Source organism: Streptomyces sp. NPDC043746, from assembly GCF_056436485.1.
On record NZ_JBWKCM010000004.1, the window covers coordinates 193,574 to 209,452 of the forward strand.

Consider the following 15,879-nt stretch of genomic DNA (forward strand, 5'->3'; position numbering starts at 1 on the left):
CTCGGCGCCCGTACCGGCGGGTCCGCGGGCGGAGGGCGCGACGCGGGTCAGCCCCGAGTTCCCCGGCCCTAGATACGCGAGTTGCGCAGCGACTGCCAGGCGGCGCCGGCCAGGGCGCGCGTCGACCGGGCGACCGACAGATGCTCGTGCTTGCGGTACAGGGCCCAGTTGTACTGGACGAGTGAGAGCTTGTTGGAGGAGAGCGACCCCGCCTGGTGGGCCCGGTACACCGCGAGCGGCTCGGCCAGCCCCCGGGCGTCGGCCCCGTTCCGCATGATCGAGAGCCAGAGGGCGTAGTCCTGCCGCTTGCGCATCTCGGGCATCAGCCTCGTGCCCAGAACGGTGCGGTCGTACATGGCGGTGAGAGCGCCGATGTGGTCCCGGACCAGCATGGCTCGGTAGTCCACATGCTCCCGAGCGTGGATCACACGGTCGGTCGGGACCCAGTCGGTGCTCTCACCTGCGTGGTCGGCGTCCATCTTGAAGTACGAGGTGAACGTCAGGGGCGCATCGCCTTCCGCGGCGAAGGCCAGCTGCTTCTCGGTCTTCTCCGGCAGCCACATGTCGTCGGAGTCCAGAAAAGCGATGTACTCCCCGCGGGCCCGCTGGATCGCGAGGTTACGGGCCCGCCCCGCACCACCCTGTTCGGGCGCCCTCTCCGGCAGGACCCGCTCGTCCCGCTCGGCGAACTCGCGCAACAGGTCCATGGAGCCGTCGGAGGACTGGTCGTCCGTGACCAGCAGCTCCAGGTCGGCATGGGTCTGGGTGAGCACCGACCGGACGGCAGCGCCCAGGGTCGCCGCCGAGTTGTACACGGGCATCACGACCGACACCAGGGGCACAGCGCATCTCCTTGACAGATCAGGACCGACGGGTTCATTCAAGCATCGCCACGGAGGAGTACCTGACGCGAGGGCGGTCCTCACCGGTCAGGGCCGCGGGGGCTCCACCGGCCGCGCGCCACCGGGACAGGGCACCGCGTCGTCGGTGACGCCGTGGACGTGCACCACCCCCGCAATTGAACAAGAGAGCAGCCATCCGTCGCCATCCGCCGTGTTCAGCCAGGCCCTCGCACGACAACCGGTCGGCCCATAGCGCCGGCCCCGGCGATCCTCCGGCATCAGCAGAACCCGGATTCACGCCTGGCCGCCCCGCGCCGGCCTCAGGCCGGTCCCGGGAAACGATCAGGGGCCGGTTCGGATGTCTCCGAACCGGCCCCTGATCAACGACTCTCTCGAGTCGGGACGACAGGATTTGAACCTGCGACCCCTTGACCCCCAGTCAAGTGCGCTACCAAGCTGCGCCACGTCCCGGTGCCCGTCTGACCTGGGGTTTCCCCTGGCCGAACGCGCATGAGAACAATACCGCACTTCAGCAGGTGGTCACGAACCCCTTTCCCCGCTTGACCTCAAGTCCACTTGAGGTTGAATGCTCGGAGCATGACGAACCTGACCACCGCGCCGGTACGCGGCCTCCACGACTCCTACGGCTTCCACGACCTCGGGCGTCTGATCTCCCTGATGACCGGCGCCGAGAAGCACGCCCCCGCCGCGCACTCCACCACGGACGCGCTCTGGGTGCTCTACGACCGGGTGCTGCGCGTGACGCCCGCCACCGCCGACGCCCCCGGGCGGGACCGCTTCCTCCTCTCCAAGGGCCACGGCCCCATGGCGTACTACGCCGTCCTGGCGGCCCGCGGGTTCTTCGACGAGGAGGTGCTGCGCGGCTTCGGAACGTACGGTTCCCCGCTCGGGCACCACCCGGACCGGCTGCTCGTCCCGGGGGCGGAGATCGGCAGCGGCTCGCTCGGACACGGTCTGCCGCTGGCCGTCGGAACCGTCCTCGGCCTGCGGGCACAGGGGCTCACCGACCCCCGGGTCTGGGTGCTGGTCGGCGATGCCGAGCTGGACGAGGGCAGCAACCACGAGGCCATCGCCCACGCCGGACCGGCCGGGCTGGAGCAGCTCCACACCCTGGTGATCGACAACGCCTCCGCCACCCACGGCTGGCCCGGTGGCATCGCCTCCCGGTTCGAGGCCGCCGGCTGGTCGGCGGCGACGGTGAACGGCCGCGACCACGACGCCCTGTACGAGGCCTTCACCGCGCCCCACCCCGGTCGGCCGCGCGCCGTGGTCGCCCGCGTCGAACCCAAGCACTGACCCTCCCCCTACACCCCGGCCCAGGCCGGTCCACGACCGGCGGATTCCCAGGAGGACCCTTCCCATGGAAACCATGCGTGACCGCTTCATCACCACCGCCTCGCAGCTCCTGGAGGAGGAACCCCGGCTGGCCGTCGTGCTCGCCGACATCAGCGCCGACGGTTTCGCCCCGGCCCGGCGGGCGCACCCGGACCGGGTGGTCAACGTGGGCATCAGGGAGCAGCTGCTGATCGGCGCCGGGGCGGGCATGGCGCTGACCGGGATGCGGCCGATCATGCACACCTTCGCCAGTTTCCTGGTGGAACGGCCCTTCGAGCAGGTCAAGCTGGACTTCGGCCACCAGGGGGTGGGCGGAATCCTGGTGAGCGCCGGGGGCTCGTACGACTGGCCCGCCGGGGGCTTCACCCATATGTCACCGGGGGATGTGGCACTCCTGGACACCTTGGAGGGATGGAGGGTCCATGTGCCGGGCCACCCGGACGAGGCGGAGGCGCTGCTCCGGGGCGCGGTGGACGGCGATGACCGGGTGTACGTACGCCTCTCCCTCCAGGCGAACCGGGAGGCGCGGCCGATGGGCGGTGACGGAGGGTTCTCCGTCGTACGCGAGGGGCGGGGCGGGACCGTCGTCGCGGTCGGCCCGATGCTCGACAACGTCCTGGCAGCGGTGGAGGGGCTGGACGTGAGTGTGCTGTACGCGACGACCGTGCGGCCGTTCGACGCGGCGGGCCTGCGCCGGGCCGTGGGGGCGGGACCGGGTGCCGACGTGGTGATCGTGGAGCCCTACCTGGCGGGCACGTCGACGGCCCGGGCGAACGAGGCCCTGGTGCAGCTGCCGCACCGGGTGCTCGGCCTGGGGGTGGGTCGCGCCGAGCTTCGACGGTACGGGCAGATGGACGAGCATCTGAGGGCTCACGGGCTGGACGTGCGGGGGCTGCGGGGGCGGATCACCGGGTTTCTGCGCGGCTGAGACGGAGACCCGGGCCGGGACCGGTGTGCGTGTGCGCGAAGGGGGCCCGGTCAGCACCCGCCGGGGCGTGCTCCGCACCGGATCCCAGCTCGGCCAGCCCCTGGCGGGTCGATCGGCGCCGGACACGGGCTCGGTCCGCTCCACTCCGGCAGGTCGAAACGCGGCTCGCCTCCTCGCGCTTCGGCGTGGACGCGCGGTGCGGCCGGGACCCGTGCGCGGGCCCAGAACCGGGGACCGTGTGCGGAGCGAATGCGGTGATGGTCATGATGTGCCCCTTGCCCCCGTCGAAGGCCCCTCACTTTCGTCAGGGGAGGCGACTTCGGCGACGGCCCCTGGCAAGCGTGCTTGTTAGGCTCTGCAACAGGGGCAGGCACGGTCGGCGAGAGGGGATCGCCATGGAACGGGCCCAGCAGCAGGGACCGCGCGCCCGGTACCGGGAGCAGACCCGCGCGGAGATCAAGGGCCTGGCGCTGCGGCAGCTCGCGGCAGGCGGTGGCGGCGCCCTCGCCCTCACGCGGATCGCCAAGGAGATGGGCCTCTCCGGCCCCGCCCTCTACCGCTACTTCAGCAGCCGGGACGATCTGCTCAGCGCCCTGATCAGGGACGCGTACGACGATGCCGCGGCCGCGATGGCACGGGCGGCGGTCCGCTCGGCACGAGGTTCACACGGCGGGCGCGCCCGGCTGCACGACCTGGCCTCCGCCTACCGCGCCTGGGCGATCGCGGAGCCGCACCGCTATCTGCTGATCCAGGGCGATCCGGTCCCCGGTTATGTGGCCCCGGCCGCCACACTGGAGCGGGCCCGTGCGGTGCTGGGCCCCTTCCTGCCGCTCTTCGCCGCCGGGGAACCCGGCCCGGCGGTGGTCGGCACGGTGGAGGAGATGGCCGCCTGGCTGGCGGCGGACGAGACGGTGGGGGCGTGGGTGGCCCGGTACGCACCGGACGCGGTCGGCCCCGACGCGGAAGCCGACGAGGCCGAGGAGGCCAGGAGGGACAGGGCCGTCGTGGAGGCGGGGGCAGGCGGTGGAGCCCGGGCCGGTGGGGCGGGCCGGGCTGCTTCGGCGCTGGCGGGGGCGGTGCTGGCCTGGACCCAGTTGCACGGCTCGGTGAGCCTGGAGGTGGCCGGCCAGTTCGCCGGGATGGCACACCGGGGCGGCACGCTGCTGGGCGCCCACATGGAGCTGCTGGCGGACGCGTTCGGGCTGGAGTGAGGCGCCGGGGGCACGGGAGGCAGTGCCGTCGGCGGCCGTCCCACGAGAAGGCCGGGGATCGCACGCCTGGCGCCCCTACCGTACGGACTCACGCCCACCCCCGTACGGCTGCCGCCCACAGCCCTGCCCCGCGCCCCCTCACTCCTGCACCGACACCGCCCCCGCAGCCCGCGGGAGCGTGCATCGGGCCGCGTCGGGTGGCCGCGGGGCGCTCGCCCGGGAGTCGGGGCGCGCGGTGCGGGGGCTCAGGGGTGTTGGTAGCCCTCCCGGTGGTCGATCTGGCGGACGAGTTCCTGGGCGAGGGACTTGATGGTGTCGAGCCCGGCGCGGCCCCAGGGGCGCGGCACCGTGTCGACGGCACAGACGGTCCCCAGGGCGATGCCCGTACGGTCGATGAGGGGTGCGCCGAGATAGGAGCGGACGCCTATGTCGTCGACGACCGGATTGCCGGCGAAGCGCGGGTAGTCGCAGACGTCGTCCAGGACGAGGGCCTTGCGCCGCACGACGACGTGCGGACAGTAGCCCCGGTCGCGGGCCATGTAGCGCGCGCTGCGGCTGCTGCTCGCCGCGGTGGCCCCCAGGTCCCGTCCGCCGCTGTTGCCCGCCGGGGTGTGCAGTCCCGCGAAGAACTGCCGGTTCTCGTCGATGAAGTTGACCATCGAGAAGGGCGATTCGGTCACTTCGGCGACCTTGTCGGCGAAGGCGTCGAAGTTGTCGAACGAGGCGTCGGGCCGTTCACCGAGGTCCAGCCTCCGCAGCCGCTCCGCGCGGGCCGGGCCGTCCCGGTCGGCGGAGGTCAGCAGCATTCGGCCGGTGGCGAAGGACGTCACTGGCGGGCTCCGAAGGCCTGGAGCGGAGCGGGCGCGGAGGTCGCGTTGATCAGATGCTGTACGAGGGTGACCAGCGCTCCCGTACCGGAGCTGGCGATCCGGGCGTCGCACAGGACGACGGGGACCTCGGGTCCGAGGTCGAGTGCGGCCCGGATCTCGTCGGGTTCGTAGCGGTAGGCGCCGTCGAACTCGTTGACGGCCACGATGAAGCCGATGCCGCGCCGCTCGAAGAAGTCCACGGCGGCGAAGCACTCGGCCAGCCGCCGGGTGTCGGCGAGGACCACGGCGCCGAGCGCGCCCTGGGAGAGTTCGTCCCACATGAACCAGAACCGCTCCTGTCCCGGCGTGCCGAACAGGTACAGCACATGCTGTTCGGAGAGGGTGATGCGGCCGAAGTCCATGGCGACGGTGGTGGCCGTCTTGGACTCGACACCCTCCAGGTTGTCGGTGCCCACGCTGACCTGGGTGAGCAGCTCCTCCGTGCTCAGCGGGGCGATTTCGCTGACCGCGCCGACGAAGGTCGTCTTGCCGACGCCGAAGCCGCCCGCGACCAGGACCTTGAGGGCCACGGGGAAGAACTCGGCGGTTCCGGTGCGGTCAGAGCTGTCGTCGTAAACCATCGAGCACTGCCTCCAGCAGGGATCGGTCGGTGGGTGTGTCGTGGAAAGCGGGAGCGTGCGCGGTGACCGCGCCGCAGTCGACCAGGTCGGAGAGGAGAACCTTGGTGACGACCGCGGGCAGCCGGAGGTGTGCGGCGATCTCGGCGACGGACATGGGCCCCTCGCACAGTCCGAGGGCCACGGTGTGCTCGGGGCCGAGGTGGATGTCCGGTTCGATGCCCGTGGCCATGACCAGGGAGAGCAGATCGAAGCCGGTGGACGGCCGGGTGCGGCCGTTGCTGACGGTGTACGGGCGGATCAGCCGGCCGGCCGCGTCGTCGAGCAGGGGCCCGTCATGCGGGGCCGGCATCCTCACAGCCCCGGGGTGAACGGGGCCCCGGCAGGCTGCCGCAGCGGGGTCATCAGGTAGGGCCGGACGCTCTTGACGAGCATCGCCATCTCGTAGCCGAGCACGGCGGCGTCCGCCTCGCGTCCGGCGAGGACGGCGAGGCAGGTGCCGGAGCCCGCCGTGGAGACGAACAGCAGGGTGGAGTCGAGTTCGACGACCACCTGCCGGACGTCTCCGTTGTCCCCGAAGCGGGCCCCGGCGCTGCGGCCCAGGGAGTACAGGCCGGCGGCCAGGGCGGCCATGTGGTCGGCGCTGTCGGGGTCCATGCCGTGGACGGACTTCACCAGTCCGTCGGCCGAGAGAAGCACCGCGCTGCGCGTGTAGGGCACGCGCTGGACCAGTCCGCTCAGCAGCCAGTCCAGGTCCGAGACCTGACCGGACGCCATGTCGCTCGCCATCGTGTCTACTCCTTGAAGGTCGTGTCTTTACGGGGTTCCGGCACGGTGTGGCCCGGCAGGAAGGGGTCGTGCCCGGTCCGCGGGCGGCCGAGGGACGGGGGCGCTTCGGCGGCCCCTCGTACGGGGAGGGGGGCGAGGGTCTCCGGCGGGGTGTCGAGCGCGGTGGGGGCGGCGGGGCCGCCGGATGCGGCGGCGGTCTCCTCCTCCTGGGCGTTCTGCGCCTCGGCGAGGTCGACGCCGCGCCGGAAGGCGGCCATGAGGCCCGGGTCGTGCAGGGCGTGCTCGTCCTCGACCCGGTGGGCGGGCGCTACGCGCAGCTGCGGGACGAGGTGTTCCTGGTTGGCGCGCTTGGGCAGTTCGGGGCGGTCGGCGGGCGGTGCGGGCCGGTCGACCCGCCGGGGGGTGAAGGGGGCCGGTGCGGGCCGGTCGGGGACGGCCGCGGGGGGCACGGCCCGGTCGGGGGCGGTTGCCGCTCGCACGGCCCCATCGCGGGTGGCTGCCGGTGCTGCGGGCCGGTCGGGGGCGGATGCGGGCGGGGCGGGCCGGTCGGCCCGCTCGGCGCGCAGGGGCAGGGGCGGGGCCTCGCCGCCGGGTCCCGGCGGGCGGCTCTCCGGTGCGGCGTGGGCGTGCGAGCCCGGCGCCTGGGCGTCGCGCGGATGGCCGACGGGTGCCGGGGCGGCCTGCGGTGGTGCGCCCTGGACCTGCGGGGGCGCGGGCGGGGCGGGTGTCCCGGCGTCCGCGGGCGGCCGGTGTACGGCTCCGGGGGGCGGTACGGGGGCGGTGCCCGGGGCGGTCGCGGTGTCGGCGTCGGCCCCGAGGAGGGTCTGCGGCAGAACCAGGACCGCCTGGGTGCCGCCGTAGATGTTGCTCTGGAGACGTACGGCGATGCCGTGGCGGCGGGCCAGGGCCGAGACGACGAAGAGGCCGATCCGGCCGTCCTGGAGGAGATGGGCGACGTTGACCCGGTCGGGGTCGGAGAGGAGCGCGTTCATCCTGTTCTGCTCGTGGTCCGGCATGCCGAGGCCGCGGTCCTCCACCTCCAGCGCGATCCCGGCGGTGACGCGCTGGACGCGCAGCAGGACCTGGGTGTGGGGGGCGGAGAACACCGTGGCGTTCTCGACCAGTTCGGCCAGCAGGTGGATGACGTCGGCGACGGCGTGGCCGCGCAGGGTGCCGTCCATCGGGGGGACGAGCTTGACCCGGGGGTACTGCTCGACCTCCGCGATGGCCGAGCGCAGCACCTCGGTCATGGTGACCGGGTTGCTCCACTGGCGCCGGGAGACGGCCCCGCCGAGGACGGCGAGGTTCTCCGCGTGGCGGCGGATGCGGGTGGCCAGGTGGTCGACCTGGAAGAGGCCCTTGAGCAGATCGGGGTCCTCGACCTCGTGCTCCAGCTCGTCCAGGATCTGGATCTCGCGGTGGACCAGGGACTGGAGTCGGCGGGCGAGGTTGACGAAGACCTCGACCTTCTGTTCGTTGCCCGCCGAGCTGAAGAGCTGGGAGGCCTGGACGACGGCGGTCACCGCTGCGTCCTGGGCCCGGCCCATCTCCTGGGCGAGCAGGTCGAAGGCGTCGCCGTCGGCGGTGGCGGGCGGAGGCCTGCGTGGTCCGACGGGCTCCCCTGCCCGGAGCTGCTCGACCACCCGCTGGATCTCGGCCTGGTTCTGGGCGCTGGTGCGGCGGAGCGTCAGCGCCCGGTCGAGCACGGCGCCGGCCACCCGGTGGGCGCCGAGGTAGGCGGCGGCCACGGCGGCGACGGCCAGGGCGGCCGACCCGCCGAGTGCGGCCCAGAGGCCCGGGGACGGGTCGACGGCGCCGTCGCGGATGGTGAAGATGACGGCTGCCGCGCCGCTGAGCAGGGCGGCGACGGTGGGCAGCAGCGCGGTGCGCAGCACCTGTGGGCGTATGCGGGACTCGGGGGAGGGCTGTGCGGCGCGCGGCCTGCGGGTGGCCGAGGGGGTGCGAGCGCCGGGGCGGCCGTGCCGCCCGCCCTCACGGCGGTCCGGTCGCGCGGCGGGTGCGCGAAGTTGAGACATCAGCGTCCTCGGTACAGGGGGCATCAGGAAGCGGCGTTCCTGTCGCCCCTGTCGGCGTTCCTACGGCGTTCATGCGGTGGCACCCACGGTGGCGGCTCCCGTTCGGGCCGGCGGTCGGCCGGCCCGGGACACAGGAGCCCCCCGTTGATCACCGAGCACACACGGTAGTCGCGACCCACCTGTGCGCGACGGGCAGTTGGGGAACTTGCCCGCCATCCGTCCCGCTCTGGTATGAGCCCTCGCGTGAATGTCCGATTACGCCGCATTGACACCCGTGCACCCACCCGGCCGCCCCACCGAAGGGGGACCACCTGAAGGATGATCGGACCGGGGCAGCTACCATATGAGCGCCGCCTAGCTCGAAAGATAAACACGTGACTGTCAATGACGACTCGTTCACCAACTGGATGCACCGCGAGGAGATCGCGGAGTCGATGATCCCGATCATCGGGAAGCTGCACCGTGAGCAGGACGTGAACGTCCTGCTGCACAGCCGCTCCCTGGTGAACAAGTCGGTGGTCAGCATCCTCAAGACCCACCGCTTCGCCCGGCAGATCGCCGGTGAGGAGCTGTCCGTCACCGAGACGATGCCGTTCCTCAAGGCACTGACGATGCTGGACCTCGGCCCCTCCCAGATCGACATCGGCATGCTGGCCGCGACCTACCGGGCCGACGACCGCGGCCTGTCCATCGAGGAGTTCACCGCCGAGGCCGTCGCCGGGGCGACCGGCGCGAACAAGATCGAGCGCCGCGACTCCCGGGACGTCGTGCTCTACGGCTTCGGCCGTATCGGCCGCCTGATCGCCCGGCTCCTCATCGAGAAGGCCGGTTCCGGCAACGGACTGCGACTGCGTGCCATCGTCGTACGCAAGGGCTCCGGCCAGGACATCGTCAAGCGCGCCTCACTGCTGCGGCGCGACTCGATCCACGGCCAGTTCTCCGGCACGATCACCGTCGACGAGGCGAACAGCAAGATCGTCGCCAACGGCAACGAGATCAAGGTGATCTACTCGGACGACCCGACCGCGGTGGACTACACCGAGTACGGGATCAAGGACGCGATCCTGATCGACAACACCGGCCGGTGGCGGGACCGCGAAGGGCTCTCGAAGCACCTGCGTCCCGGTATCGCCAAGGTGGTCCTGACCGCTCCGGGCAAGGGCGACGTCCCCAACATCGTCCACGGGGTCAACCACGACACGATCAAGGACGACGAGCAGATCCTGTCCTGCGCGTCCTGCACCACCAACGCGATCGTCCCGCCGCTCAAGGCGATGGCGGACGAGTACGGCGTGCTGCGCGGCCACGTGGAGACCGTCCACTCGTACACCAACGACCAGAACCTGCTGGACAATTACCACAGCTCCGACCGCCGCGGCCGTTCGGCGGCGCTCAACATGGTCATCACCGAGACCGGGGCGGCGTCCGCCGTGGCCAAGGCGCTGCCCGAGCTGGACGCGCCGATCACCGGCAGCTCCATCCGCGTCCCGGTGCCGGACGTCTCGATCGCGATCCTGAGCCTGCGCCTGGGCCGCGAGGCGACCCGCGAGGAGGTCCTCGACTACCTCCGCAACGTGTCGCTGGCCTCCCCGCTGAAGCGGCAGATCGACTTCATCAGCGCCCCCGACGCGGTCTCCAGCGACTTCATCGGCTCGCGCCACGCCTCGATCGTCGACGCGGGCGCCACCAAGGTCGACGGCGACAACGCGATCCTCTACCTCTGGTACGACAACGAGTTCGGCTACTCGTGCCAGGTCATCCGGGTCGTCCAGCACGTCTCCGGCGTGGAGTACCCGACGTACCCGGCCCCGGCGGCCTGACCCGTCCGCCGGTCCTCCGCACGGAGGACCAGCTCCACCGCCGCACCACGGCCTCGCGGGCCGGCACCCCTTCCGTACCGGGGTGCCGGCCCGCTCGTGTCCCGCCCGTGCGGCCGACTGTCGCGGGACGGTGTCGGGCCGGTGACGGATGCGCCCCCGGCCCCGGCGGTCACCGCTCCCCGGCCACGTCCAGATCCCGGCGTGCCACCGGGGCGGCGGTGCCCGGAACCCTTTCCGCTGCCGCCGTACGCCAGCGGGGCGGCGCCATCGGGGCGGAGACGGGTCGCCACCAGGGGTCCACCGGGAGCGCTCCGGCCGGTTCGAAGGGTTCGCCCGGCCGGGGAAAGGCCGCCGCCTGCTCGGCCTCCTCGGCGGCGTCCTTCACCCACTCCCCGGGCTCGGCCCAGGCGTGCGGGGCGAGGTTGAAGGTGCCCCAGTGGATCGGCAGCAGCACCCCGTGCGGGCGCCCGCCCTGGAGGTCCAGGTGGGCGCGCATGCCCTCGGCGGGGGTCATGTGGATGTCCGGCCAGTACTCCGAGTACGCGCCGATCTGGATCATCGTGGCGTCGAACGGGCCGTGCTCGGCACCGATGTCCCGGAAACCGGGGAAGTAGCCCGTATCGCCGCTGTGGTAGATGCGGTGCTCCGGGCCCCTGACGGACCAGGAGGCCCACAGGGTGTGCTGGTTGTTCCGCAGGCCACGGCCGCAGAAGTGGCGCGCGGGGGTGGCGGTGAGGCTGATCCCGTTGACCTTCGCGGTCTCGTTCCAGTCGAGTTCGCGCAGCCGGTCGGGATCCACGCCCCAGCGCTCCAGGTGGGCGCCGACCCCGAGCGGTACGGCGAAGACGGTGCCGGTGCCCGCCAGGGCCCGGATCGTCGGCAGGTCGAGGTGGTCGTAGTGGTCGTGGGAGATCACCACCACGTCGACGTCGCCGAGCGTCGTCAGCGGCACGGGCACCGGGTGCAGCCGCTTGGGCCCGACGAACGGGAACGGGGAACACCGCTCGCCCCAGACCGGGTCGAACAGCACCCGGCGGCCGTCGATCTCCGCGAGGACGCTGGAGTGGCCCATCCAGGTCAGCCGCAGCCCGGTGGCGGGCGGTGCGGCCAGATCGGCGAGGGTGGTGGCATGGACCGGCACGGTGCCGGCCGGCGCCCTGCGGACCCGTTGCTCCTTCTGGAAGTAGACCTTCGCGAATTCCAGCATGGAGCCGGACGGCCTGGTCCGGGCGCCCAGCGGATTCTGGAACACCCCGTCGGCGAAGTTCGGCGAGTTCAGGATGCGCTGCATCCGTGCGCCCGCCGGATCGGCCCCGAAGGGCTCGGAGCGCATCGAACGCAGCTTCGTACGGAAGGGGACAAAGTAGTCGGCGCCGGTCACAACATCTCCAGGGGGAGTCGGTGTCGTCTCATTATGGTCGGACGGTCCGACAGGGCGAGAAGAGAGCGCCGAACGGAGCAGAGGCCGGGTGCCCCTCAGCCACGCGGCTGTCCGTACACATGCTCGATGCGCAGCGTGAGCACCACCCTGCGGTCCTCGACCATGGCGCGCCGGTAGTCCTCCCAGTCCGGGTGCTCGCCCCGCACGTCGCGGTAGAGCGCGATCAGGGCCTCCACCGTGGCATCGTCTCGTTCGGCGGCGGGCGGGGTCAGCTCGGCGGTGCCCTCGGCCACGGTCCAGGCCCAGCGGTCGTCGCTGGTGACGTGGTAGCTCGCGCGGGGGTCACGCCGGAGGTTGCGGGTCTTCGCCCGGCCCTCGGTGATCGACACCCGGATCGCCCGCTCGTCGGGGTAGTAGGCGTGGCTCACGTTGGACAGCTGGGGCCGCCCGTCCCGCTTGAGAGTGACCAGCACTCCCCCGTCCTGCTCACCGATGAGCGGGAGCAGCGCTTCCTGTGCCGGTTCGAATGACGTCATGACCGGTCCAACGTGCTTGCCGCCACGAGGATTCCGGCCCGGCCGCTTCCAGGTGGGGGTGTCACATCCGGGAGGCACCGTCGCGTCGTCCCGGTGACGGCATGATCTCCGGTGACCGGACGTGACCGGGACATTGATTAGGGTGGTCGGGTGGCTAGAGTCCGGTTGAACGTGGCGGAGCGGCGCGAGGAGCTGCTGCGGGCGACGGTCGAGCAGATCGAGATCCGCGGGGCCTCCTCCGTGCGCATCGCCGATGTGGCGTCCGCGCTGGGGGTGAGCAACGCGCTGGTGCTCTACCACTTCTCGACCAAGGAGAAGCTGGTCGCCGCCGCCTTCGCGTACGCGGCCGAGGCCGACCTCGCCCATCTGCGCAAGCTGCTGGCCCGCCGCACCACCGCCGTACGCCGTCTGCGCGCTGCCGTGCGGTGGTACGCACCGACCGGACAGGCCAAGGGATGGCGGCTGTGGATCGAGGGATGGGCGGCCGCGCTGCGGGAACCCGCCCTGCGCAAGGTGGCGGGCGACCTCGACCAGCGGTGGAAGACGGAGTTGGCCGAGGTCATCGAGGAGGGCGCCGCCGCCGGGGAGTTCCGGTGCGCGGACCCGGAGTCGGCGGCCTGGCGGCTGACCGCCCTGCTGGACGGTCTGGCCGTGCAGATGACCTCGTACGAGGGCCCGCTCCCCCGGGCCACGATGCTGCGCTGGACCGACGAGGCGCTCGCCCGCGAGCTGGGCATCGACGAGGCCGCGCTGACCGCCTGACGCCCCGCCCCACCGGTCCGCCGCGCCGGGGGCACCCGGTCCGCCAGATCTGAGGCCCCTGGCCGGCCCGCCCGCCCAGGCACCCCGCCTGCCCGCCCCGGCACCTCAGGTCTGGCGGACCGGGGCGTAGGCAGCGCCCTCCAGCCCGAACGTCCAGGCGACCCCGTCCTTGGCGGTCCGCGTCCCGGGGGGCACGCGCAGCCAGTACGTGCGGTGGGTGCCGTCCGGCTCCGGGGTGGAGTTGACCACCTCGACCATCACCACGTCCTCGTCCCCGTCGAGGGCGATGCGCCAGAGGATGCCCGTCTCGTCGCGGTGGACGGGCTCGGCGCCCGACTCCGTGAGGTAGCGGTCGTAGCCGTAGTACTCCAGCATCACGCGGCGCAGCTCCGCGTTCTCCTCCTCCCGGATGCGCTGCGGGGTGAGCGAGGCCAGTTCCGCCAGGAACGCGGCGGGCACCGGCATCCCCCGCCAGGCGTACAGGGCGAACCCGTCCCGGTAGGCGAGGGCCGGCCCTTCCCCGTGGTCGAGCCTGCCCGCCTCGTCGCGGTGCAGGACCACGGGCCGCTCGCTGATCACCACGGCCCGCTCGTAGGGCCACCACCAGCCGGCGCTCCGGGCGACCTCGGCCAGGCCGGTCAGCCGGTCACCGCGCCCGTCGAAGGCGGCGAGCCAGGCGGCGTCGTGCTGGCCGAGCACCGCGTCGAGCAGCACCAGCCGCACGGCGCCCTCCTCCGCGGGCCGGGGCGCCAGATCGGCGACGACCCCGGACCGTATCCGCTCGGCGAGCGCGGCCGTGGTCTCCCAGAGCTGGGCCCCGGTGGCGGACCAGAGGGCCGACCAGCCGGCCGGGCCGAGCTCGTCGTACATCCGCCGCCGCTCCTCGGCCCACGGCCGGGTGCGGACCTCCTCGCGCACCGACCGTCCGGCGTCGGTGAGCTTCTCCACGGCCTCGACGGCCGCCCGGGGCGACTCGGCCCAGACGATCCGCTCGGGCTCGGCCAGTCCCGCCAGGCGGTAGGCGCGCCGCACGCCCTCCTCGGCGGCCGCCCGGTCCGCCGCGCCGGTGGCCGCCGCCACGTCCCGCCAGGAATTCACGTGCTGCATCGGTTGTCCCCGTCCCCAGTTCGCTGTGTGCTCGTCGTGCTCGGTGGTCGTACTCGGTTCGCGATCGGTTGTCGCGCCCGGTCGTCGTGCCCGGTCCGTCGCCGTACTCCGTACGGGGGTCAGTCCGCGACGATGCGGACCGCGCCGGGCGCGTACTCCCGCTGGCGCACCACCCGGAACCAGCCCTGCGGCAGCGCGATCGTGGCGTGCTCCTCGTGCACCACCCGGCCGCCTTCCGGGAGATGGAGCAGCATCGGGCCGAACGGCCCCGCCTCCCGGATCAGTCGACCGGGCCCCTGCACGGCGTGGGCGTGCCCCGTCACCTCGCCCAGCGCGAGCACCAGCCGTCCCCGCCCGTCGCGCAGTTCGCCCGACGCCTCGAGGAAGGGGGCGGGCACCGCCGACTCCTCCAGCGCCATGATCAGTACATCACCCTGACGGTACACAGAGGTCTCCCCTCGGTCGCGGCACCCGCTGTGCCGACCACGGGAAAAACGCTACGGGCCGGGTCTGACAACAGCCCCCCGCGGCGGGCTCGGAGCGGTCCGCCGACGGGTCGGAAGCGGTCCGGGCGCCAGGAACCGAGACAGGTCCCGAGCGGCCCGCCGACCGGTCCCGGGCGGTCCCGGCCGCGGCATTGTCAGTGCGGCTTGATAGACCTTGCGGACATCAGCAGTCCCCAGGATCAGGAGCTCAGGGCCATGTACGGTGCGCAGCATCTGCACGAGTTCGGCGGCCTCCCCGCCGTCGACTTCCAGCACACGGGCGCCGGGGGCTCCCGGCCCGCCGCCGACGCCGCCGCCTGGCGCGTCTCCGTCGATCCGTACGGCGACGAGGGGCGGAACCGGCCCTGGGCCGAGGAGTTCGCGGACTTCCTGGGCGCGGTCGACCCGGCCGGGGTCAAGGCCCTGATCATCGGCCAGTGGGGCGAGGCGTACGAGGAGGACTCCTCGGTCCCGATCGATCTGGTGACCGCCGCCGCCGACCGGCTGACCTCGCTGGAGGCGGTGTTCGTCGGGGACCTGGAGGCGGAGCAGGCCGAGATCACCTGGATCGAGCAGTCGGACGTCACGGCTCTGCTGACCGCCTTCCCGGCACTGACGGAGTTCGGGGTGCGGGGCGGCACCGACCTGGTGTTCCCGCCGACGAAGCACCAGCGGCTGCGGGCGCTGACGATCCAGGCGGGCGGCCTGCCCGTGCAGGTGGTCCGCGGGGTGATCGACAGCGAACTGCCCGCGCTGGAGCGGCTGGACCTGTGGCTCGGGGTATCGGCGTACGGCGGTGACACCGAGGTCGCGGACCTGGCACCGCTGCTGTCGGGCACCCGCTTCCCGCGCCTGCACCACCTGGGGCTGCGCAACAGCGAGGTGCAGAACGAGATCGCGGCGGCCCTCGCGTCGGCGCCGGTCGTCGCGCAGCTCAGGACGCTCGACCTGTCGAACGGGACGCTGGGCGACGAGGGCGCGGCCGCACTCCTGGAGGGGCAGCCGCTCACCCATCTCGAACTCCTCGACCTCCACCACCACTTCCTCACCGAGGCGATGGAGCAGCGGGTCCGCTCCTCGCTGGAGCCGCACGGGGTGCGCGTCGACGTGTCCGAGCGGAACGAGCCGTGGGACGACCGCGGCGCCGAGGGCCGCTACACCGCCGTATCGGAGTGAGAG

16 protein-coding genes and 1 tRNA gene are annotated in these 15,879 nt (G+C 72.7%); 6 read left to right on the forward strand and 11 right to left on the reverse strand.

The annotated features are described in order from the left end of the window. Nucleotides 1-68 precede the first annotated feature (68 nt). Both AC0682_RS06500 and AC0682_RS06505 read right to left on the reverse strand, forming a co-directional pair. A complete protein-coding gene (locus tag AC0682_RS06500) occupies nucleotides 69-842 on the reverse strand; it encodes a glycosyltransferase family 2 protein (RefSeq protein ID WP_478531279.1) in 774 nt (257 codons plus the stop codon). A gap of 397 nt (nucleotides 843-1,239) precedes the next feature. Next, nucleotides 1,240-1,313: transfer RNA gene (locus tag AC0682_RS06505), tRNA-Pro, on the reverse strand. A gap of 126 nt (nucleotides 1,314-1,439) precedes the next feature. Here AC0682_RS06505 and AC0682_RS06510 point away from each other — a divergent pair. The 3 genes from AC0682_RS06510 (at nucleotide 1,440) to AC0682_RS06520 (ending at nucleotide 4,337) form a co-directional block, all read left to right on the forward strand. Further along, nucleotides 1,440-2,159 carry a transketolase gene (locus AC0682_RS06510; protein WP_478531280.1) on the forward strand — a complete coding sequence of 240 codons (720 nt, stop codon included), beginning with the start codon at nucleotides 1,440-1,442 and terminating at the stop codon, nucleotides 2,157-2,159. Between the two features lie 64 nt (nucleotides 2,160-2,223). Beyond that, nucleotides 2,224-3,126: a transketolase family protein gene (locus AC0682_RS06515; RefSeq protein WP_478531281.1), complete on the forward strand. Its 903-nt coding sequence runs from the start codon at nucleotides 2,224-2,226 to the stop codon at nucleotides 3,124-3,126. 395 nt (nucleotides 3,127-3,521) lie between these two features. Then, nucleotides 3,522-4,337 (forward strand): TetR/AcrR family transcriptional regulator, encoded by an 816-nt coding sequence (locus tag AC0682_RS06520; RefSeq protein WP_478531282.1) that lies wholly within the window; start codon nucleotides 3,522-3,524, stop codon nucleotides 4,335-4,337. 245 nt (nucleotides 4,338-4,582) lie between these two features. Here the strand turns inward: AC0682_RS06520 and AC0682_RS06525 are convergent, their stop codons facing one another. From AC0682_RS06525 to AC0682_RS06545, 5 genes are read right to left on the reverse strand one after another with little or no spacing between them, the layout of a single operon-like run. Continuing rightward, entirely contained in the window at nucleotides 4,583-5,167 is a 585-nt protein-coding gene (locus AC0682_RS06525; RefSeq protein ID WP_478531283.1) for a GAF domain-containing protein, read from the reverse strand. Beyond that, a complete protein-coding gene (locus AC0682_RS06530; protein WP_254811275.1) occupies nucleotides 5,164-5,787 on the reverse strand; it encodes a GTP-binding protein in 624 nt (207 codons plus the stop codon). The genes AC0682_RS06525 and AC0682_RS06530 overlap by 4 nt, the downstream gene beginning before the upstream one ends. Further along, nucleotides 5,765-6,136, reverse strand: a complete 372-nt coding sequence (locus AC0682_RS06535; RefSeq protein WP_254811276.1) for a DUF742 domain-containing protein — start codon at nucleotides 6,134-6,136, stop codon at nucleotides 5,765-5,767. The genes AC0682_RS06530 and AC0682_RS06535 overlap by 23 nt, the downstream gene beginning before the upstream one ends. 2 nt (nucleotides 6,137-6,138) lie before the next feature. Next, nucleotides 6,139-6,573, reverse strand: a complete 435-nt coding sequence (locus AC0682_RS06540) for a roadblock/LC7 domain-containing protein (protein ID WP_019763720.1) — start codon at nucleotides 6,571-6,573, stop codon at nucleotides 6,139-6,141. Nucleotides 6,574-6,578: 5 nt separating this feature from the next. Continuing rightward, a complete protein-coding gene (locus AC0682_RS06545; protein ID WP_478531285.1) occupies nucleotides 6,579-8,609 on the reverse strand; it encodes a sensor histidine kinase in 2,031 nt (676 codons plus the stop codon). A 374-nt stretch (nucleotides 8,610-8,983) separates the two neighbouring features. On the opposite strand from AC0682_RS06545, the gene AC0682_RS06550 reads away from it, so the two are divergent. Further along, complete coding sequence (locus tag AC0682_RS06550; RefSeq protein ID WP_478531287.1) at nucleotides 8,984-10,429, forward strand: glyceraldehyde-3-phosphate dehydrogenase; 1,446 nt, start codon at nucleotides 8,984-8,986, stop codon at nucleotides 10,427-10,429. A gap of 169 nt (nucleotides 10,430-10,598) precedes the next feature. Here AC0682_RS06550 and AC0682_RS06555 read toward each other — a convergent pair whose 3' ends face one another. Together AC0682_RS06555 and AC0682_RS06560 are read right to left on the reverse strand one after the other, a co-directional pair. Continuing rightward, on the reverse strand, nucleotides 10,599-11,810 hold the full coding sequence (locus AC0682_RS06555) for an MBL fold metallo-hydrolase (RefSeq protein WP_254811279.1): 1,212 nt from the start codon (nucleotides 11,808-11,810) through the stop codon (nucleotides 10,599-10,601). 95 nt (nucleotides 11,811-11,905) lie between these two features. After that, the gene (locus tag AC0682_RS06560; RefSeq protein WP_254811280.1) at nucleotides 11,906-12,346 is read right to left on the reverse strand and encodes a PPOX class F420-dependent oxidoreductase; all 441 of its coding nucleotides are present in this window, start codon (nucleotides 12,344-12,346) and stop codon (nucleotides 11,906-11,908) included. A gap of 150 nt (nucleotides 12,347-12,496) precedes the next feature. Between AC0682_RS06560 and AC0682_RS06565 the strand changes: the two genes are divergently transcribed. Further along, nucleotides 12,497-13,108 (forward strand): TetR/AcrR family transcriptional regulator, encoded by a 612-nt coding sequence (locus tag AC0682_RS06565; protein WP_478531289.1) that lies wholly within the window; start codon nucleotides 12,497-12,499, stop codon nucleotides 13,106-13,108. 105 nt (nucleotides 13,109-13,213) lie between these two features. Here AC0682_RS06565 and AC0682_RS06570 read toward each other — a convergent pair whose 3' ends face one another. Together AC0682_RS06570 and AC0682_RS06575 are read right to left on the reverse strand one after the other, a co-directional pair. Then, nucleotides 13,214-14,215 (reverse strand): DUF6745 domain-containing protein, encoded by a 1,002-nt coding sequence (locus AC0682_RS06570; protein WP_478531290.1) that lies wholly within the window; start codon nucleotides 14,213-14,215, stop codon nucleotides 13,214-13,216. 119 nt (nucleotides 14,216-14,334) lie between these two features. Then, entirely contained in the window at nucleotides 14,335-14,661 is a 327-nt protein-coding gene (locus AC0682_RS06575) for a hypothetical protein (protein ID WP_254811283.1), read from the reverse strand. Between the two features lie 255 nt (nucleotides 14,662-14,916). On the opposite strand from AC0682_RS06575, the gene AC0682_RS06580 reads away from it, so the two are divergent. Next, complete coding sequence (locus tag AC0682_RS06580) at nucleotides 14,917-15,876, forward strand: STM4015 family protein (protein WP_254811284.1); 960 nt, start codon at nucleotides 14,917-14,919, stop codon at nucleotides 15,874-15,876. The last annotated feature ends 3 nt before the right edge of the window (nucleotides 15,877-15,879 follow it).